The organism is Gordonia sp. 11cp (assembly GCF_057767225.1).
In genome coordinates this window covers 620495-641267 of record NZ_CM173437.1, presented here as the reverse complement: position 1 = coordinate 641267, position 20773 = coordinate 620495, and the positions used below count along the sequence as shown (strand labels likewise).

Genomic DNA, 20773 nt, shown 5'->3' with positions numbered 1-20773 from the left:
GTTTGCCGTCGAGGAAGGCGGTGCCGGCGCTGAGCGTGCCTGGCGTAGATCCTGCGCGAGAACGGGGTTTCTCGAACGGCCATGGTCGATGAGGATGCGGGTCTAGGTTGAACAGTGGAAGAACCACTGCCTGTTTGAACGACAAGTCTCTATTGATTCCAGACGGGGACGCACAGCCGTGGTCGCTGGCGGTCCTTGAAGCATGCTGGGCCGGTCGCATTCGCGACCGGCCCAGCCTTTTCGCATCCGCTTTGAGCGGCGCGAAGATCTCCAGCTATCTGATGTGTTTTCTGACTGCGGCCCCGAGCTGGAGGATAGGCAGGAGGGCGAGCCATCCGGCTATGACGACGAAAGTTGTCAGGGCACGTGCTCCCGCCAGCGATGCATCGAGAACGGTGCGGGTGGTCGACCTGTAATTCATTGGCAGATCCCGCAAGCCGGAGTGCTCCGCAACGGTGCGGCGCGGTGAGGGGGCGATGACATGGTGCAGGCTTTCATTCTGAAATGAGGCACGGACTTATCGGTTGCGCCATTGCGGGGGGCGTTTCTCGCCGAAAGCTGTCAGTCCCTCGATCATATCTTCGCTGACCATCAATTCGTCTATTGCGTCGGAGTGGTGGGAGACGGCGTCGACGATATCTGTGATCGGGGCGGTCTCGTTCATGATTGCCATCGACACCCGTACGGAGGTCGGTGATCCGGTCATGACTTCCTGTGCGAGTTCGCGTGCTTCGTCGAGTACCGCTCCGGGAGCTGAGATGCGGTTGACCAAACCCAAGCCGTGGGCTGTGTCTGCAGTGATCTGTTTGCCGGTGAGGATCATCTCGGTGGCGAGCTTCTCGGGCACCATCCTTGGCAGCCGAACGAGTCCACCGGCGCCGGCTACGAGCCCGACATTGACTTCCGACAGGGCGAAACGTGCCGAGGGGTCGGCAACCACCAGGTGGCATGCGAGGGCGATCTCACATCCGCCGCCCATGGCGAAACCGTTGACGGCAGCGATGACCGGTTTCGTCATGTTGCGACGGGACGTGAGGCCGGCGAAACCGTTCTTGGGCACCCACATCGGCTTCCCGCTCGCCGAGTACCGCAAGTCGTTGCCGGCGCTGAACGCTTTGTCACCCGCCCCGGTGAGGATTGCCACCCACAGGTCCGGATCATCGAAGAACGCGGTGAAGACCTCGTCGAGTTCGTCGTTTGCGTGCGGCGTCAACGCATTACGCGCTTCTGGCCGGTTGATGGTGACTTCGAGTAAGTGGCCGTCGCGGCGGAGGGACACGAACTCGTAGTCCGACCGTAGTCGGGGTGACCGTCGGGGAAGCAGTTTGTTTGCGCTGGAACGATCGGTGGTGATCCGGTTGCCCTGCGCGATCGACGTGACGTAGGCGGATTTCCCGATCGCATCTCCGGACTCGAGTAGTGCGAGGAACTCGTCGTCGCCGTCGATGGTGTTGGCGAGGAAGCGAAGCCCGTTGCCCAGGCGCCCTACGACGACCCCCAGCTTGCCCTGGCGGGTGTGTTTGATTGTGTAGGTTTCGATGGTGGCCTTGCCGTCGGCGACGACAGCGACCCCGACGCCGGGCTCCTCGTCGAGCTCGGCTTGGATGTGCGCGCTGCTGTCGTGCCGCCACTCGGTCGGGTTGGTGGAGTACACAGCTGCCGAATACTTGCTGAGCAAGCCGCCGTTGGCGCCGACGAAGCCGTAGGTTCCTGGCGCGCTACGCAGTCGGGACACTGTTTCGGCCAGCGCGTGCATCGAGTAGTTGTTGCCGGCGCCACCGAAGAACGGCAATCCGCCGGTGAGGGTGAGTCCCCGAGAGTCGCCGGGTTTGATTCCGAGTCCGTCGATGATGTTGAAGACCGCTATGGGAAAACAGCTGTAGAGGTCTATGGTGGCGAGCTCATCGGGGTCGAGACCGGCGAGTGCCAGTGCGTGTTCGGCGGCCCGCACCGAGGCGGGACTTCGACCGAGGTCGGGCCGCTCCAGGAGTGGCTTTTCGACGAGGTCGGCGTGCCCATGGACGAACACCCAGTTCTCGGTGGGGATGTTCAGCTCGCGTGCTGCCTGCACTGTGGTGATGAGCACGGCGGCTGCCTGATTGACCTGGTCACGAGCAACGACGAACCGCTGGTACGGGTCGGCGATCATACGATTGCGATCGGTGATCGTCGCCAGCTCTTCGGCGGTCCGCTCGACGGGCGCCGCCGAGAACGGGTTTTTCGCGGCCACCTGTGTAAACGGGGCGAACAGCTCGCCCATTGCCCGGGCGTATTCCTGGCTGGACATACCGAGGCGGGCTCGACGGGCATTCTCGAACAGGGCGTACTGACTGGGGGCATCGGTGAGTCCGTGCGCGGTGGGGTATCGCTGCACGAGCCCGTTCAAGCCGTAGCCCCGGTCTTCGAGTTGCCCTCCGCGGTGTTCGGTGAAGTCGGGCTTGTTCTCGGTAGAGGCGAGATGGCGAACCGTGGAAATGGCCTCTGATCCGACGACCAAGGCGAGATCAGAGACCTCTCCCGCGGCCATACGACGGCACAACTCGGTCACCAGGTGTTGGGGTGATTGGCCTCCGGCGACCTCCAGGATCGCGTGGGCCGGATCGGCCCCCACTCGGTCGGCGACGGACCGTGGGTAGTTGTCGGATCGTCCGAGTGGCGCCAGAGCGCCCGGGTTCGAGTTCTCGAACTGTCGAATGCCGGCGACCGTGCCGATCCGTTTCACCAGGGCACTATGATTACCCCCGGCATCGTCGATGGCGCGTGCGGCCGCTGCGGCGGCGAGATCGACGGCCGACAGCCCCTTGTAGTCATCGTCGTCGATCTTTTCCGCATACTGCCCGACGCCGACGATCACCGGTGTGCGGGGATCGAGTGACTCCAATGCGTGCATTGTGAAGCTCCTTAGCGAGTATGTGTCAGGACCGCCAGGTGATGACGGCGTCGAGTGCTTCGATGGTGTCGCCGTCGACCCGCAGCGGATTGATCTCGAGCGACTCGAGATCGTCGCCGAGCGCGTAGGCAAGGTTGCCGATGTCGGCCACGACTTTGGCCAGGGCGTCGAGATCTGCGGGGGCGGTGCCTCGCACACCGTCGAGGATCGCCGACCCGCGCAAGCTGGTCAGTAGGTTGCGAGCGCGGTCAGTGGTGATCGGGAGGGTGGCCAGCGCCGAGTCGGCGAGGACCTCAACGAAGATGCCGCCGATGGCCACAGCCAGGATGGGTCCCCACTGCGGATCCCGGACGACGCCGACGAGCAGCTCGGTCGCGGGGGCGCGCATGGGGGAGATCAGCACGCCTTCGATCGTGGCGTCCGGGGCCTTGTGCGCGGCTGCATCGCTGACAGCGGTGAACGCTTCTGCCACGTTGTGGTCGCCGCTGACGGCGAGGCGAACGCCACCGATGTCGCTCTTGTGCAGGATGTCAGGGGACGCGATCTTGATCGCGACGGGAGCGCCGAAGTCTTGCGCGATTGTGACTGCTTCGTCGGCGCTGGTGGCGAGCCGTGCCGGGACGACGGGAATTCCGGCGTCAGCCAGGACAGTGCGGGCTGCAGCTTCGGACAGGGAGCCGACGCGCTGGCCGGGCACCTCGACCTCAGGAATTGCGATGGGTTCGGCGGTTGTCTGGGTGGTGGCCTGCGACCACCACGCAATCTTGGCCAGCGCGACCACTGCCTGGCGGAGACCACCGATCACTGTGGTGATTCCGGTGTCCGCCATGACGGTGCGTGTGACATCGGTGATCGGTTGCATGACCTGGTTGACCAGGATCACGGGCGTCTGAGCCTGCGCGGAACCGATCGCCTTGAGGATCGGGGTGCCGGAGAAATTCTCACCGGTGCCTTCCCAGGGAAGTCCCATGATGACCGCGACCGCACCCACACCCGGATCTGCAGATATTGCTTCGATACCTCGGGTGAAGATGGTCGGATCGAACATCGCGGCGCCGGTGACATCAAGCGGATTCTGCACGGTGCCGTACTCGGGCATGATCTGGCGTAGCGCGGTCTCGGTCTCGTCGGTGAGAGCGGGCACCTGCGCGCCGATATCTTGTGCCCGGTCGGCCACGATGTCGCAGGCTCCGCCGGAGATCGACACGACGCCGAGCCCGGGGGTCTTGAGCCGGCCGGTCTTTGCCGCGGTGCCTGCCACGATCATCATGTCCTCGATGGAATCGACTCTGATGACACCGAGTTCGCGGAACACCGCGTCAATGGTGCGGTCGTCCCCGACCAGCGCACCGGTGTGGGCGGCCGCGGTGCGGGCCGAGAGTTCGCTGCTACCGGCCTTCAGCACGACGACAGGCTTACCCTTGGTGGCTGCACGGCGCGCGGCGTCTGCGAAGACGTCGGGGTCGCGGATGGTTTCCATGAAGATCGCGATGGCCTTGGTGTCCTCGTCATCGACCAGGAAGTCCAGGGCGTGACCGGCGGTGATCATGGCTTCGTTGCCCAGCGTGACCAGGTAGGACAGATCGGCGTCGGCTTGGTGCGCGAAGTCGACCATGGCGCTGGCGCTGGCGCCCGACTGCGACAGCAGACCGACATGGCCCGCTGAGCGCGGAAGACCGGGAATGGGCGTGACCGGCACCTGATCGATCAGGTTGGCGAAGCCGAGGTGATTGGGGCCAAGTACGACCATGTCCAGCTCTTCGGCGTGCTTGACCAGCGCGGCTTCGGCCTCACGGCCCGCGGGGCCTGCCTCGCCGTAGCCCGAGCTCAGAATCACTGCGTTGCGGATCCCCGCCTCGGCCGCCTCGGTCATCGCGTCCAGGGTCCCTGCCTGGGGCACCATCAGGAACGCCACGTCAACGTCGGCGTCGATGTCTTTGCAACTGGTGACGGTCTGTTGGCCATGGACCTCGACACCGCGTCGATTGACGAGATAGGTGTTCGCACCGTGTCCGAACTCGACGAGGTTGCGGTAGGCGGTCGTGGAGAATCCGGACTTGTCGGATGCGCCGACGAGCGCTACGGCGCGAGGTCGAAACAACGAGCCAAGCCGGTCGGCGGTGATCGGAGACTGAGACATCAGGGCAAGTTCCTCCTGCCGGACGTCGCGTTGCGGACGTCCGGCCTGCAGTGAAGACGGGTTGTGGACTGGTTGGGGTGGCTCAGGAGAATGTGAGGACGGGCTTGATGACCGTGTCGTGCATACCGGCGACCGCGTCGTTGATTTTTTCGAACGGGTAGACGTCGATGAGCTTTTCGACCGGGAACTTCCCGTCGGTGTGCCACTGAAGCAGCTGCGGGATCAGCTGATGTGGATCGGCGTCGCCTTCGATCGAACCGCGAATCGACTTGCCGTTGCCGATGAGGTCCATGATGTTGATGCTGATCTCGGGCATGCCGATCCCGACGGTGACGAGAGTGCCCAGGGCGCCCAACGCGGCCACGGCGTTCGTGATCACCGCAGGAACTGCGGTGGTGTCCAGTGCGTGCGTCGCACCGCCACTGGTGATCTCAACGATGCGGTCGACGAGAGCTGTGTCAGCTCCGTCGAGGGCGTGTGTTGCACCGACTTCGAGGGCGACTTCGCGGCGCCGCGGCGACAGGTCGACGGCGATGACCGTCGGCGCGCCCAGAGCCCGCGCTGCCATGATCGCCGCCATTCCAACGCCGCCGACACCGAAAACAACCACAGCAGAAGAGGAATCGGGACGCAGAACATTGGCAATCGCACCGGCGCCGGTCTGGAATCCGCACCCCATCGGTGCCGCGACCGTCAAATCCACATCGTCGGCAACGACGATGACGTTTTCGCGCGTCGCGATGGCGTGCTTGGCGAAGCTCGATTGCCCGAAGAACGACGAGTAGACAGGTGCGCCGTCGACGGTGACCGTTGTCGAACCGTCGGCCCGTGCGCCGGAGGCGTTGAGGACTGCGAAGTTCTCACAGTATGCGCGGTGGCCCGCGACGCAGCGGGCGCACGACCCGCAGCTGTTGTAGCTGATCAGAACCTTGTTGCCGACGGCGATGTCGGTCACCGCAGCCCCGACGGCCTCGACGATGCCGGCACCCTCGTGGCCGAACAGGGCAGGAGACCCGGGCGGGGAGAACTGCTTGGAGGACAGATCGGTATGGCAGATGCCGACCGCCTCGATACGAACCAGCACCTCGGTGTCCTGGAGTGGAGCCAGATCGACCTCGGTGAGTGCGAACGGGGTCTCCGGGCCGTTGGACAGTGCGGCTGTTGTGTGCATGTGTACTTCCTTTGATAGCCGATGCTTATTGTGCGAGTGGGCAATTCGTGGCGCCCTGGTGCGGTTCAGGTGGATGCGGTGGAGGTCGCAAGTGGGCGGACAGTGCCGGTCCGCAAGAGAATGGGGATCAGAAATATCGCCTCGATGAGCATCATGACGATGCCACCCAGCCGCTGGTCGAGCACCGGGTTCAAAGACGAGTCGTGATGGGCGTGCGCGGTGAGAATCGGCTCGGTGGCGATGATCAGCGCCAAACCGATCAACCCCGCGGGAAACCCGGCTACATAGATGGCGATGCGCTTGATGCGTGCATCCTCGGCGCGATCATCACTGAGAATCCCTGCCCAGAACAGCACGCCGACAGCCAGTGCCGCCACAGCCAGCAAGGATGCGGCGGCCCCCGACATCGACCACGGCGGTAGATGCCAGAGGACCATCACGGCTGCGTAGCCGAGAGCTACCGGCACAGCCGTCAGACGAATAAGGGCAGTTGACACCGAACCCGCCCACGAACCGATCGTGGGGGCCATCAGTGCCGGCGCGATGATGAGCAGCATCATCAGCTGCATCATCATCGCGACGTGCGAGCTCTCCGCGGCGGTGCGCACAACCGGCAGCATGGCGATGACGAGGACACCCACCCCACAGCTGAACGGCAGCGGCGAATCGGTACGAGACAACCGGGTTCGCTGCACGAACAGCCACACCGCGATACCCGCGAGACACCCGACCGCCAGGAACGCCCACGCCGCCGGTGTCGGCTGCTGGGCCAAGGCTGTGTCGACGGACGTGGCCGGAACAGACGGACCGTGAGTATGGGCGCCGTGCCCGCCATGGGATGTCACCGGATGTTCCACGGGTGCGGAAACATCAGTGTCGCGTTGCGACAGCGCCTTGCTCGCCCAGATGAAGCCCTGCACCACGAACCACGCCAACACCAACTCGGCGATCGCCGTGACACCCAAGACGACCAATCTGTACGTCGACGGCGCTTGCTGCTGACGGCCGAGAGGCTGATGGACCATGACACTTCCTAGCTTTGTGGTGGGCGGCGATGGACGAATATCGACGCCCTTCTCACTCCCCGGCGTTCCTGCGGACGGAGCGCGCGATCCCCGCGAAGGGGTCCGATGAACGATTAGGCGGAGGCGATGCGACCGTCGATCTCGGCTTTCGCCTGGGCGATCATGCCGGCGATCGCGTCAGCCTCGACCTCACCGGCGGGGGGCATCGCGAATTCTCCTGCGCCGTTTGGCCGTTCGCTTGCCGCAATGGTCCGCAGGTGACTGAAGGTGACGAATCCGGTGTACCCGGTGTACGCGCCCATTCCGCTGCGTCCGATGCCGCCCGACGGGGCGCCCTCGACACTCCAGTGCAGACCGATGTCGTTGCGCGATACACCGCCGGAAGTGGTCCGAGCAATGAAAGTGCGGTAGTCGGCGTCGTCGGGGCCAAACCAGTACGCCGCGAGGGGGCTGGGCCGCTGAATGATGTAACTGATCGCCTCGTCGAGATCGTCGTAAGGGAAGACGACGGTGACCGGGCCGAAGATCTCTTCCTCGGCGATTGCCATATCGTCGGTGACGTCGAGCAGCACGGTCGGGGCGATTCGCCGGGTGTTGCGATCGGGCAGGAGGTCGGCCTCGGAGGGGTTGGCGATGGTGACCGCAGTCGCACCCTTGGCCACCGCATCATCGATGAGTCCCTGCACGCGATCGAAGTTGCGCTCGTTGATCAGCGACGTCAGCGCGGGGTTGTCGGCGATGGTGGGAAAGAGTCCCTTGACTGCGCCGGTGTAGGCCTCGATGAAGGTGTCAACCTGTGGTCGCGGCACGAAGATGTAGTCGGGGCACAGACAGATCTGTCCGCCGTTGAAGAGTCGGAAGGCGGCGATACGCTTCGCCGATTCTTCCAAGTCGGCGTCGGGGGAGATGACGACGGGATTCTTGCCTCCGAGTTCGAGAGTCACCGGAACCAGATTGCGCCCGGCCGCCTCAGCCACGTGTGCGCCGACCCCGGGTGAGCCGGTGAAAAGGACGTGGTCGAAGTGCAGATTTGAGAACGCCTGAGCGGTTTCGAGTCCTCCGGTGACGACGGTGACTTCGGTCGGATCCATGGCCCCCGCGACGGCCCGCGCGAACACCTCGGCGGTGCGTTCGGGAATGTCGGAGAACTTGATCATCACTCGGTTACCGGCAGCCAATGCCTCGATCGTGGGTGCGGTCACCAGGCCGACCGGGAAGTTCCACGGACCAATGACACCCACGACGCCTTTGGGGCGAGTTTGCACGAACGCCGGTGTACCAGCGCTTGCCGACCCGTCTACCGCGCGGTCCTTCATCCAGTCGGCGAGGTTGGCGCGCATCGTGGCGGCGGTGCCGATGGCGCCCACCACGTCGCTCGCGAGGTTGGCGAGACGGGAGCGGTTGCCGAAGTCGGTATCGAGGGCTTCCGACAGTTCGTCGGCAGCGCCAAGTACTGCGGCGACGAACCGGTCGATGCGGTTGAGCCGGGTTTCCAGTGATGGAACCCCCTCAGCGAGGAACGCGGTCCGCGCCGCAGAAAGACCGTCGGCAAGTGCCTCCGGGGAGGGATTGTGCATCCGGGTGTCGTAGGTCGTCTCGACAACAGTCATGAGTGTTCATCCTTCTAATAATCGAAGTCAGCGTCCGTTGAGGCGCGGTGAGCAGTGCGTAGCCGACCGGGACCCGGGTGTGTGTCACCGGTGTCGAGTGAGCGGCGCTGTGACGTGAGTCTCGACCAGCTTAATACCGGCATCGTGTGTTGGCAATAGTCGGTTGGTTGGCGGTGGACACCGGTCCTTGTTAAGTAACCTCGTGATGTGCCCAACAGCCGTGCAGAAACACCCACCGACGTCGGCGGTGCCGGTCACCACGCGTCGGAATCCCGACCTGTCCGCAAGCGACGTCCGGGGGGCGGCCGAAAACGTAACCCCGCAATCGATGTCAGAATCCTCGCGGCGGGGCGCGAGGTCTACCTTCGTGATGGCTGGGCGGGATTCACTGTCGACGCGGTTGCGAAGCGGGCCCAGGTCAGTCGCGATGCGGTCAACCGGCGCTACGCGGACCTCTCAGAACTTCTGCACGCGGTCTGTCTGAGCGGGCAGCCGCCGATGCTCAACCCCGATGCTGAGGGCGACCTCGTCGACGTCATCTACGAGCACGTTGTCGCGCTCTATGACTACTTCGCAATCGGCGACGGTCCAATAGCGTTCAGGTTGCATCTCGAAGCCGGACGATTCCCAGATGTTTTCCGCACCTATCGCGACCGCGTCGTCGACCCTGGCAGACACCAATTCGAGGCGGCACTCAGCGGCTGCTTAAGTCGACGTGGCGTGGCCGTCGGCGATGACGAGGTCGCTATTCTCGCGGAATCTCTATCCGGAGCGGCAATGATGCATGCCCTGATCAATCAGGCCACCGAGGGAGATGACGATCGAACGAGATCAGCACGGGGGACACTCAGATTGCATGTGGCTCAGGCTCTGTCAGCAATCGGATTCAGTCGTCCCAGCCGCCCGTCGAGCGCGTAGCCGCCACGACGATGGTGTCACACCGGGGTTGTGAGGACAGCGGCGCATCCCGCCGTCTCGCTCGGCGTAGCAGATTGATTGCTGGTCTGTGACCCGCGATTTCGGCGACGGTTCGACGGCGGAGATCATCTCGGTTCAGTGTGTTCACGTCGTAATCGGCCACCTCCAGCAGTATCTCTGCGGCACGGGGCCGGGAGATCCCGAACTCGGCGAACCACTGCTCCGGCGACGGCCCACCAAACGGGCACCAGGCGAGGAAGAAATCTGCCAGTTCCGTTTCGAATCGTCCGATTTTCACAAGCACCTCGCTGGTTCAATTAGGCGGCAGAGCTATTCAGCCGCGGCTGGTGGCACGACATCGACACCGTCGATAGGGAAGGTTGTCAGATCTGCTGCCCCGTGCAATGGAAACGTTCCCTCCACACAATGTGGGGCCGTCGATGTTCATGACGGCCCCACACTGCAATCCAGGAACACTTGGCAACTGAATCTATCTGCTGGCGTTGAATTCTCGGACCGCGAGTCGGTTGAGCGGCTTGCCTGGCGTTAGGCCGATGGCCTTGATCAGGACGTACCATGCGGGCACGCTGATCCAGTTGTCGACGATCGCCCCCGCGGTGGAGTCGACTTTCTGTAGGGCCGCTCGAAGACGAGCGCCGGTGCTGGGCTTGGTTGGTTCCGACATGGGGTTTCCTTTTCCGTCAGAGGTGGGTGCGGTCATGAGGTCGTCACCGACGTGGTCGGCACCGGAGTGGCCTTGGCGGTACTCGTCGGGGACTTGCCGTTCTTCGAGCCCGTGATGACGGGCGTGACCCGCACCGGGGTTCGTCCCGCGAGAGTGATGGCGAAGGAGGCGGTTCCATCGTCGTCGGCAGATCCGGTGACTGTCGTCCCGCCGAGCTCGGCCACGTACTCCACGCCCGGGGTCAGTCGTGCGACCCGAACGGTGGTCGATGGTGAGTCGGCAACCGGGTAGAGCACGAAATCGAGATTGGTGCCGTCAGTTTCGGCGCGAGCCACCATCGCTTCGTCGAACTCGACGTGCTCGAGCAACGGACCGGTACGCCAGGCGTCCGGTAGGCCTTTCTCGATGAGATCGAGCCAACCGCTCTTGCGTGTGAAAAGGCCGCGCGCAAGGAATCCGTGGGACTCGAGCGAGGTACCAGGGAAGTACAACCGGTCGCCGTCCTGGGTGGGAGGCTCGGTCTCGAGGAGTTCCTCCCACGCCGCGCGGACGAGTTCCTCGTCACCGACTTCGCGCGCGGCGTCGATGATGCCGCCGTACTGCATGACTTTGCCTTCGCCGGCGTTCCCGACGTCGAAACCGCGTGGCATGTCTTTGAAAATGGTGCCGGTGGGCTTACCCGATTCGTCGTAACTCCAGATTCCGGCCTTCGTCAGCGCCCATCCGCGGTCGGCCAACTCCGGTGTGAGCGGACGCATTTCGACACTGGAGAACGGCATCGCCCCATTGCCGTATCCGGTTCTCGTGGACTTGAACGCGAGCGAGGTCCCGTCTGCGCGGTGGAACTCTTCGTCCAGAGTCTTGGTGAACCCATACTTGATCTGATCCCAGTAGTCGGTACCAAGCATCCGATCGTGAATCCGGAAGGTGTTCGCACCCGTCCCGTTACAGAACGGATAGAGCCAGTTGGGTTCACACACGATCATCGACCACGGTGATGCGTTGATGTCGGCGGCAATGGCATCGCACATCGTGGTAAGCGAGTAGTTGTACTGCTTGTCGTCGCTCCACCGGAATCGGAGGGACTCGGGCTCGGTGTATCGCAGGTCCCCGGTCGCCGACTGGTAGGTGGCGATCTGCAGTCCGTAGAACCCGGTGAGCATGATGTTCTGTCGACGGACGGGGTCAGGATTGTTTTCGAGGTTGCCCCAGAGATTCTCGAGCCACCAGTAACTCCAGACCTTGCGCTGGGTGTACTTAGCGATGAGTTTGCGCTGAGCCTCGCTCAGATATCCATGGAAAGCGGGCATCCGACCGTACTGCAGCAACGATAATGCCCAACCGATCTGGTTGATCTGATATCGCACGGCGCTCGGCTGGAACTGGTCGACGATATCGTAGTTCGACCAGTCATCATCGTCTTGTAGGGCAACGCTCAGGATGTGCCGGGCCAAAAGGAGTTCGTCGTGGGTGAGTTCTTCCCCCACGAACGGTTCCGGTCGATCATCGCCGCGAAGCGGCGGTGTGAAGTGTTCGAGGTACTTGTTTGTCTCGGCCGCCGCGCTCTGTTGCTTGCGCAGATCCTCGCGGGCTCGTTTGGTCATCCACGCCGTGGCGCCGGCAACGATCAGTGGGATGGCCACTCGGGCTGCATTGAGGGAGCGGCTCGACTCCTCGGCGCCCTTCGCCGACAGTGCCGCGCTACCGAGCCAAGTCAGCGGGGTCATCAGCATGTTGCCGTTGCCGATCCAGACAACGAGTCCGGCGGCACTCGTCACGCTGGACAGCAACGCACGTCCTGGCTTGCCGGAGTATGCGTAACCTCCGCCGGGCAGCATGAGACCCAGTCCCGCAGCGCGCGACTTCTTTCCCCGTCCGAAGGCGTTGAGTGCAAGGCCGGCGAGCTCGACTCCGCCCAGTATCAGAAAGGTGCGCTTCTGGCGAGAGCGTGTCAACGGGCCGTTTCGATAGGACCGCTCTGGAATAACGATGGTCGATGGGTAGATCGTGCCACTGCTGATTGGGGCGTCCTCGTCGGTTTTCCGCGCGTCGCGGGCCGGTGCGAGGGTGGCGGCCATGGCCATCGCGGTGCCTGCACCCAACGTCAGGGCCTTGCCAACGCTGAGTCGGCGGCGGGATTTTCTGTTCATGAGTCAACTCCAGTTGGGGAAGTAGGGATGAGGGAGAAGCGCCGAGTGGGAATCCGCTGTGTCACGTACCTGACATCGCACGGCGGCGCTCCGCGTCGATGACGAGATCGGTGAACGAGGGCCGGCCCCTGCGCGAGACCCGCGCACGCATCGTTGTAAACAACCCGGCCAGAAATAGACAGCACGCCATGATTTTTCCTCTCATCGGGCTAGCGCCCTATGTATCCGCCAGGAACATTGGTCCCATGCGGCAGGTGGCCTCTCGGGTCTTGAGAACCAGAGCAGTGGAACGAAAAAGAACCGTCCAGCGCCGGTAGGCGCAGGCGCCGAGGGGTGCCATCATCTAGCGGCCGTGGCGGTACTTGGTCATGGGTGCTCCTCGAGTGCAATGTGGTGGGTTGGCGGGAACTTGCTGCGGCGCGAGCCCTGTCCAGCACGCCATCTGGATGAGCTGGGGGACTGACGACCTTTCATGCCTGGCGTCACACCTTGCTGGTTGTGAGCGGCACGTCACTTCATACTATTGCCAACACGACGTGCTGGCAATAGTAGAGTCCATCCTTCCTCGCCTGGCGAACGGGTAGTCAGCATGAATGCCCCACGAGGCCAGCGCTCATGGTGCTTGCATAGCGATCACAAGCGAACGCCGTCGCCTCGCGACTTTCTCGTCGCCGCCCGGGTTCGGATTGCTTCCGAGTGGCATCGGGAGCGGAAGCATCAGTCCGCGGGATACGGTAGCCAGGATTCTGGAGAGTTGACGACGCGGTCGACGTCTATCTGGCTGGAACGGACAACGGCCTCAGTCACCTGGCTGTACGTGAGGTCCCTCGTGTCGCCGGGTTCCCCGACCCCGTCGATGGCGACGCGATGGCCCTTGCCCGCGGCGACGTGGCGGTCAACGCAGTTGTCCGAGACGCTGAGCTTGTCACCGTCGAACTACTTCGCGAACGGGGCGTCCGACCAGTCGAGGGTGTCGGTGAGAATCGGGGGCCCAGGTCCAGGCGGCGCGTCTATTCGGCCCAGAACTCGAGGCGATCACGGCACCCGCATGGTCGTACTTCTCGGCGGTCCCGTTGACCTGGGCGGCGACCTTCTTCCATGGCCGATAGGCCATCACATCTCGTGATCGCTCGACAATGCCGTTGCTCTTGATTTGATTACGCCAATTGAAGCGGTACCGGCCGCGGGACTTTTCAGAATCGGATGACGCCGCGAATGTTCTTGCCGGCGTGCAATCGGTGATCTTGAAGAGCTCCGGGCCCAGAATCGGCGCGTTGGTGTAGTCGCCGATGGGGTCGCTGGGGTCGGCGAACTCGATATGCGCGACTTCGTCACCGCCGTGGGGCGCCTCAACTAACCAGGGATCGTTGTCGTACCAAGAACATTCATTCCACCCCATTTCCTCATACTCGACGTCGAAGTCGAAGGGCGGCGCCCAGGACTGGTCCGCGTTCCCGCGACGTAGGTCTCTCAAAGTCATTGCCACGAGTCGCTTCTTGTTCGTACGAATATGCGAGTACAGCGCGTATGTAGGCGACGGGCAGTCAACGGTCGATGCCCAGTGAGCGCATTCGGTTGTAGAGCGTCGAGCGGCTGATCTCCAACAGCGTGGCGGCCCTGCTGCGATTGTTGTCAGAAGCCTTGAGTGCGTTCACGATGGCGAGTCGTTCGGCATCCTCGCGAGGGGAGAGTGGCCGATCGGCCTGGCGGTAGGCCTCGGGTAGGTCGTCGGCAGTCAGCACTCCTGCTCGCGTGCGGCCTGACGCGTACTCGACCACGCGTCTCAATTCGGCGAGATTGCCCGGCCATTGCTGACTCGCCAAGGCTCGCAGGGCCGCGGGGTCGAACCGGCGTGAATCGCCTCGCGACGACTCCTGCAGCATGTGCGCAGCGATCTGTGGAATGTCGGCTCGCCGTGCTCGCAGCGCGGGCACAGGCTCAAAGCGTCCGATCGTCGAGAAGATCGCCCCCTTGGTCTGCTCCCATCGCGGACCGGGCACACACGTCATCACAACCTGATGTGTACCGCGTTTGAGGTTCTGAGCCAACCGGATCACTTGAGGCTCCTCGAGGAGGTGCACATTCTCGACGAGAATCGCTCTGGTGTGCGGCTGCCGGAACGCCGCATCGAGCCTGCTGTCGAAGAGGTCGGTTCGGCCTGAATCGATGCCGTCCAGGACAAGGTGGTCGTTGTGGCGCAGGATCTCCAACGCGCGTCTGGTACGGCCCGATCCGTGTTCTCCCTGAACGAGAACCGGCCACGTTTCGAGTTCTGCTGTCTCACCGCTCGACGAGTCGACATGCTCCGCGTCGAGCGGAGCCAGCGTTGCGACCACTCCTGCTCGCTCGATCACCGTCCACTGCACTTCGACTGACGCGCCGGACGCCAACGTGATCACCCTCGTGCCGGTCATGCCCCGAAGGACGTCGTCGGCAAGTGCCCGTAGGCCCACATGATCGGAACTGTCGAGCAGATCCAGCGCCGCAGGCGTCGCGAGGACCGAGTTCTCGCCCAACGCGATACGGGCTGGGGCGGAACGAAAGCGTTGACCGGCGAACGCCGCGGCCAATGCCTGCTCCTTGCGAGGGCTGTACACGGCGAGTTCGGTCATGATGTCGTGCGCGACACGTCGAGCCAGCGATCGGAACAGAGGGTTGTCGGTCTCACGGTGGAAGCAGACGTTCAGGACGCCGATGGTGCGTTGCGTCGACGGATGAAGAATCGGCTCGCCGTGGCAACTGAAATCCTTGAACGTCTCGTGGAAGTGTTCTTCACCGAGAACCGAGATGCACCTGCGTATCTCGAGCGGCGTCCCGATCGCGTTGGTTCCTGCGTTGTCCTCCCCGAACCGCGCTCCGCGGACGGCGCCGAGGTCTTCCAGCCATGTCTGTACTGATCGGTTTCCCGCTTGTGTGGTGAAGATCCGGGCATCTCCGTCGGCGAGCACGAGTGCCGCCCCCGTGTCGGACAAGTCGTCGGCCAGAGAGTGCAGAACTCTCTCTGCGGCTGCAGCCAATCTCCCAGGGTGGATTTCGTCGGGACAGGCCACTTTGGGGGGCGACGTCGGACTGACCCCACTCAGCCGTGACCGAAGCCAGGACGACGCGATCTCTGGCCTCAGGGAGTCCGCGGAGGCGCCGCGGCGGACGGTCATAGCGGCCGACTACCCCAGGAGAACACAGGCACGAGTCTACCGTCTGAACGCAAATGGTCGGGCCGATTGAACGAGATGTCCAAGAACTTGGACAGTTCAGGCCATTGCTCCCCGCCTAGCGTGAATGAGGCCCATGTCACACGACCGTGACGGGCAGTATCACCGCATTCAGTACGAGGAGAGTCATGCGTGTTGACGCAGCAGTAGTTCGACAGCCAGGAGAACCTTTCCAGATCGAGCAGCTCGAACTAGAGGGCCCCGGCCCGACCGAGGTGCGCATCCGAGTGCACTCGGTGGGGATCTGCCACACAGACATCGGGGTGCAACGACAATGGTTGCCCGTTCCGCTGCCCCTCGTGCTCGGACACGAAGGCGCCGGAGTGATAGACGCAGTGGGCAGCGCGGTGGTGGGTCTCGCAGTGGGTGATCGAGTCGTCGCCACCTTCGACTCGTGCGGCGCATGCGTGACCTGCCGTAAGGGACTGCCGTCCTATTGCGTCGAGTTCACGACGAGAAACGTCAGTGGCGGGCGTGTGGATGGGACGAGTGCTCTGTCGACGGCCGGCGGGGAAAGGGTCAACGGCAACTTCTTCGCCCAGTCGACATTCGCGACCTTTGCCATCGCCTCCCAGAACAACGTGATCAAGGTGCCCGGCGACGTCGACCCGTCGCTCCTCGCGCCGCTGGGCTGCGGAATCCAGACAGGCGCGGGCACCGTGATGAACAGACTGCGGCCGCGCGCGGGCTCGAGTCTGGTCGTGTTCGGCGTCGGGGCTGTGGGGCTTTCCGCTGTGATGGCAGGTCGTGCCGTGGGTTGTGGCACGATAATCGCCGTCGATCTCGTCGATGCGCGCCTGCAGAAGGCGCGGGAAGTGGGAGCGACGCACGTCCTGCGTGGCGATGCTGACGAGTTGTCCGATGCCATTCGCGAAATCACCGGATTGGGTGCGGATTTCGCGGTTGACACGACTGCGTCCACCTCCGTGGTGCGAACCGCTGTCAGCTCTCTCGCTCCCGCCGGCACGTGTGCAGTTCTGGGCTTCGGACAGGCGGGCACCGAGGTCAGGGTGGACATGCTCGAGCTGCTGATGGCGGGTAGGTCCATCGTGGGGGTCACGGAGGGCGACTCGACGCCGCACGAGTTCATCCCCCGCCTGGTGGAGCTGTACCGACAGGGTCGTTTCCCGATAGACCAGCTGGTGTCCCGCTACTCGTTCGATGACATCAATCAGGCAGTTGCCGACCTCGAGTCAGGGGTCGCGATCAAGCCGGTCCTCGTGATCGAGGAATCCACCACCTCCGAAAAGGACGCAGAATGAGCTCATCCACCATTGCCGACTCCGCAGTCACCCCCGAAGAGCTGGACGCTCTCGTCGCTCGTCAACGGGCGGAATTCCGTCGCGAAGGCCATGTTTCGGCAGAAGTTCGCATCAGCAGGATCGACAGGTTGCTGCTTGCAGTCGTCGAGCACATCGACGAGATAGCGGAAAGCCTGGACCGTGAGTATGGGGGCCGACCACCTGCGCTGACCAAGGCATTGGACACGCTTCCGGTCGTGGGTAGCGCCCAAGAACTACGTGACGGCATCAGGGAATGGATGGAACCCGAGACCGTCCCCGGTGGGTATGTCGTGAAACAGCCGCTGGGCGTGGTCGGCGTCATCGGGGCTTGGAACTTCCCTCTCGAGTTGACCATCCACCCGGCCATCGATGCGCTCGCGGCCGGGAACAGGGTGATCATCAAGTTCCCCGACCTCCACCCGCGTACGGGCGCCATCCTGGCGCGCGCGGTTGCGAAGTACCTCTCACCCGACGAGGTTGCCGTGGTTGTCGGCGATGTGCGCACTGCCCAGGCTTTCTCGGAGTTGCCGTTGGACCACATCGTGTTCACCGGATCGCCGGCCATCGGGCGGAAGGTCGCCGAGGCCGCTGCTCGCAACCTCGTCCCCACCACCTTGGAACTGGGAGGCAAGAACCCCGCTGTGGTGTCGCGGTCTGCGGACATGGACCTGGCAGCCCACCGGATCGCGACCACCCGACTGCTCAACGGAGGTCAGGTGTGTCTGTGCCCGGACTATGTCTTCGTCCACGAGCAGGACGAAGAATTGTTCCTCGAGAAACTGGCAAGGGAAGTGGAGGCGTTGTTCCCGCCGGATGCAGGTGCCTCCGGAGCCGTGTCAATCGTCAACGACCGCAACTACAAACGTGTCAATGCGCTGATCGATGATGCGGTTGCCAGAGGGGCAGTGCGCGTTTCGTCCGGTGGGCGGGTCGACTCGGGGTCGGAGCCTGCGTCGGGCAACGGTGGTCGTGTCATTCCACCGACCATCTTGAAGGCGGTTCCCTCCGATGCTGCCATCTCCGACGAAGAGGTCTTCGGGCCGGTCATCGCTGTCTACACCTACGAGGCGATCGACGAAGTGATCGATTACGTGGCGTCGCGACCGTCGCCGCTCGGCGCCTATTGGTATGGCGATCGAGACGACGACTTCACCGAGTTCATGGAGTTCACCCGAAGTGGAGGCGTGACGATCAACGACGGCATCGCGCACGCTTTTCTGCCCGGGACCCCGTTCGGTGGAATAGGTGTGTCCGGCAATGGTGCTTACCACGGAAAGGCGGGTTTCGATCGACTGTCGCACAGCCGAACGGTGGCGGTCGCCGAGGGTGAACTCGGGCTGACGGACGGTCTCGTGGGAGCGTCGATCGGTTCGCCGGAAGTGGTGTCCGGCATCGACGCCAACCTTGCCGGCGCACTCCAGGATCTGCGGGCTCGGATCGCACGTTCCACGGGATAGAACCTCCTCGAGGTCCGTCCGCGCTGGTCCGGCTCCGCCTCGGCTGTCGGACCTGGGCTCCTGACGAACAACGACAACGCGGCGTCAATAATCCTGCGCATGGCGTATGGAATGCGTTAAGGACTCTCCCGCGGACCCTGGGGCTGCGTGATCCTTCGATGAGGCCACCGAACGGGTGGATGTCGAAGTGATCGGAGAGTGACTGCGTGGCGGACCTCGTCTACGTGCTGCTGGCGATCGCGGGGTTCGCCCTGTGTGTGCTGGCCGTGCGTGCTCTCGATGTCAGGACCAAGTCGTGACCGCCGACGGGGTGATCAACGTCGTGCTGCTGGCGCTCGCGGCCGCGACGGTCCTGTTCCTCCTCGGTGCGCTCGTGTTCCCGGAGAGGTACTGATCGGTGAACACAACTGTTGCGGGGCTGCTCCAGGTGGTCGCGCTCGTGACGATCCTTGCCGTGGCATACGTCCCGTTGGGCGACTACATGGCACGCGTGTACGCCGGTGGGAAGGACCTACGTGTCGAGCGCGTCCTCTACCGGATGGCGCGCGTGGACCCCAGCCGAGAACAGACTTCGACGGGATACGCCCTGGCGGTACTGGGCTTCTCGTTGATCTCGTTCCTCGTCGTCTACCTTCTGCAGCGACTCCAGGGGGTCCTGCCGTGGTCCGACGGCAAACCGGGCGTGTCCCCGTCGATGGCGTTCAACACCGCGATCTCCTTTGTCAGCAACACCAATTGGCAGTCCTTCTCGCCCGAAGTGGTGATGAGCAACCTGACGCAGATGATCGGGTTCGCCGTCCAGAACTTCGTCTCTGCGGCGGTGGGCATGGCGGTCGCGATGGCGGTCATCCGCGGCATCATGAGCCGACGCGGAACCGGTGAGATCGGGAACTTCTGGGTGGATCTCGTGCGTGGGTCGATCCGAATTCTGTTGCCGCTCAGTCTCGTCCTGGCGACACTGCTGGTCACCCAGGGTCTGGTGCAGTCCTGGCACTCCGGATTCGGCTGGACCACCCTCGACGGAGCCGATGCGCGGAGCGTGGTCGGTCCGTTCGCCTCCCAGGAGGCCATCAAGGAACTCGGCACCAACGGTGGCGGCACCCTGTCGGCGAACTCGGCGCACCCGTTCTCGAACCCCACGCCGCTGTCGAACCTCCTGGAGATCGTCGCACTCCTGCTGATCCCGGTCTGCCTGACGCGCACGTACGGGACGCTGGTCGGCGACCGGCGGCAGGGCCTGACGTTGCTCGCCGTGATGGCCGCAATCTGGTCGCTGATGCTCACGCTCGTGTGGGTCTTCGAGACCCGCACCGCCGGAAGCGCTTCCGCGGCCGCCGGGGCCATGATGGAAGGCAAGGAGGTCCGATTCGGGATTCCCGGATCGGCACTGTTCGCGGTCTCGACCACCGGCACGTCGACCGGCGCGGTGAACTCCGCGCACGACAGCTTCTCCGCGGTAGGCGGCGGCGCCGTCCTGTGGAACATGCTTCTCGGCGAGGTCGCGCCCGGCGGGGTGGGATCGGGTCTGTACGGCATCCTCGTGATGGCGATGATCACCGTCTTCGTCGGCGGTCTGCTCGTCGGGCGCTCGCCGGCCTTCCTCGGCAAGCGCATCGGGCAGCACGAGATCACGATGGCCGCGCTGTACGTGCTGGTGATGCCGGCACTGGTGCTGACCGGGGCCGGGATCTCCATGATCCTGGGTTCGACGACCGACGCGCAGGGCAACAGTGGGGATCCGGGCAGCCCGGGTTCGATCCACGGGTTCAGCGAAGTCCTCTACGCGTATGCCTCGGCAGCCAACAACAACGGCAGCGCCTTCGGCGGCCTCACGGCGACCGGTGACTGGTTCCAGGCCTCCCTCGGCATCGCGATGCTCCTGGGCCGATTCCTGCCCATCGTGCTCGTGCTCGCGCTTGCCGGCCTCCTGGCACGCCAGACCCCACGCGGCGGTGGCACGAGCACCGGTACCGCCTCGCCCGTTGCCGTTTCGCCCGTTGCTGTTTCGCCCGTTGCCGGTGCCGTGAACAGCGACGACCCAACGACAACCGCAGTCCTGCCTGCCCCCGCCGGCACCGCCCCGAATGCCGTGGAGCCGGACACGCGTTCGACGCTGCCCACCTCCGGGTTCCTGTTCGGATTCCTTCTGGCCGCGACCATCGTGCTCGTCGCCGGACTCACCTTCTTCCCGGCCATGGCGCTGGGACCGATCGCCGAGGCACTGCTGTGACC

The 20773-nt window shown here is 63.9% G+C and carries 13 protein-coding genes and 1 pseudogene; 5 read left to right on the top strand and 9 right to left on the bottom strand.

The window, feature by feature from the left end; genetic code table 11:
- Positions 1-517: 517 nt before the first annotated feature.
- From AC3B6C_RS02625 to AC3B6C_RS02605, 5 genes are all read right to left on the bottom strand, one after another.
- Positions 518-2890, bottom strand: coding sequence for an acetyl-CoA acetyltransferase (locus tag AC3B6C_RS02625; RefSeq protein WP_488374791.1), 2373 nt, complete (start codon positions 2888-2890; stop codon positions 518-520).
- Between the two features lie 25 nt (positions 2891-2915).
- Entirely contained in the window at positions 2916-5030 is a 2115-nt protein-coding gene (locus tag AC3B6C_RS02620; protein WP_488374790.1) for an acetate--CoA ligase family protein, read from the bottom strand.
- 82 nt (positions 5031-5112) lie between these two features.
- Complete coding sequence (locus tag AC3B6C_RS02615; protein WP_488374789.1) at positions 5113-6201, bottom strand: NAD(P)-dependent alcohol dehydrogenase; 1089 nt, start codon at positions 6199-6201, stop codon at positions 5113-5115.
- Between the two features lie 65 nt (positions 6202-6266).
- The gene (locus AC3B6C_RS02610; RefSeq protein ID WP_488374788.1) at positions 6267-7136 is read right to left on the bottom strand and encodes a cytochrome c oxidase assembly protein; all 870 of its coding nucleotides are present in this window, start codon (positions 7134-7136) and stop codon (positions 6267-6269) included.
- Between the two features lie 203 nt (positions 7137-7339).
- Positions 7340-8836: an aldehyde dehydrogenase family protein gene (locus tag AC3B6C_RS02605; RefSeq protein WP_488374787.1), complete on the bottom strand. Its 1497-nt coding sequence runs from the start codon at positions 8834-8836 to the stop codon at positions 7340-7342.
- A 207-nt stretch (positions 8837-9043) separates the two neighbouring features.
- Between AC3B6C_RS02605 and AC3B6C_RS02600 the strand changes: the two genes are divergently transcribed.
- Positions 9044-9754 (top strand): TetR/AcrR family transcriptional regulator, encoded by a 711-nt coding sequence (locus AC3B6C_RS02600; RefSeq protein ID WP_488374786.1) that lies wholly within the window; start codon positions 9044-9046, stop codon positions 9752-9754.
- Between the two features lie 490 nt (positions 9755-10244).
- Here the strand turns inward: AC3B6C_RS02600 and AC3B6C_RS02595 are convergent, their stop codons facing one another.
- The 4 genes and pseudogenes from AC3B6C_RS02595 to AC3B6C_RS02580 form a co-directional block, all read right to left on the bottom strand.
- A complete protein-coding gene (locus AC3B6C_RS02595) occupies positions 10245-10439 on the bottom strand; it encodes a hypothetical protein (protein ID WP_488374785.1) in 195 nt (64 codons plus the stop codon).
- 32 nt (positions 10440-10471) lie between these two features.
- Positions 10472-12589, bottom strand: coding sequence for a linalool dehydratase/isomerase domain-containing protein (locus tag AC3B6C_RS02590; RefSeq protein WP_488374784.1), 2118 nt, complete (start codon positions 12587-12589; stop codon positions 10472-10474).
- 780 nt (positions 12590-13369) lie between these two features.
- Positions 13370-13703, bottom strand: a pseudogene (locus AC3B6C_RS02585) (acetyl-coenzyme A synthetase N-terminal domain-containing protein); the annotation flags it as partial.
- Between the two features lie 430 nt (positions 13704-14133).
- Positions 14134-15744, bottom strand: a complete 1611-nt coding sequence (locus AC3B6C_RS02580; protein WP_488374783.1) for a sigma-54-dependent Fis family transcriptional regulator — start codon at positions 15742-15744, stop codon at positions 14134-14136.
- Between the two features lie 185 nt (positions 15745-15929).
- Here AC3B6C_RS02580 and AC3B6C_RS02575 point away from each other — a divergent pair, with 185 nt between their 5' ends.
- The 4 genes from AC3B6C_RS02575 to kdpA all read left to right on the top strand — a co-directional run bounded on the left by AC3B6C_RS02575 (position 15930) and on the right by kdpA (position 20771).
- Positions 15930-17063, top strand: coding sequence for an NAD(P)-dependent alcohol dehydrogenase (locus AC3B6C_RS02575; protein WP_488376208.1), 1134 nt, complete (start codon positions 15930-15932; stop codon positions 17061-17063).
- Positions 17060-18541 (top strand): aldehyde dehydrogenase family protein, encoded by a 1482-nt coding sequence (locus AC3B6C_RS02570; protein WP_488374782.1) that lies wholly within the window; start codon positions 17060-17062, stop codon positions 18539-18541. Before AC3B6C_RS02575 ends, AC3B6C_RS02570 begins: the two co-directional genes overlap by 4 nt.
- Before the next feature lie 295 nt (positions 18542-18836).
- Positions 18837-18935: a potassium-transporting ATPase subunit F gene (locus AC3B6C_RS02565; RefSeq protein ID WP_488374781.1), complete on the top strand. Its 99-nt coding sequence runs from the start codon at positions 18837-18839 to the stop codon at positions 18933-18935.
- A gap of 3 nt (positions 18936-18938) precedes the next feature.
- Entirely contained in the window at positions 18939-20771 is a 1833-nt protein-coding gene (kdpA, locus tag AC3B6C_RS02560; protein ID WP_488374780.1) for a potassium-transporting ATPase subunit KdpA, read from the top strand.
- Positions 20772-20773 lie beyond the last annotated feature (2 nt).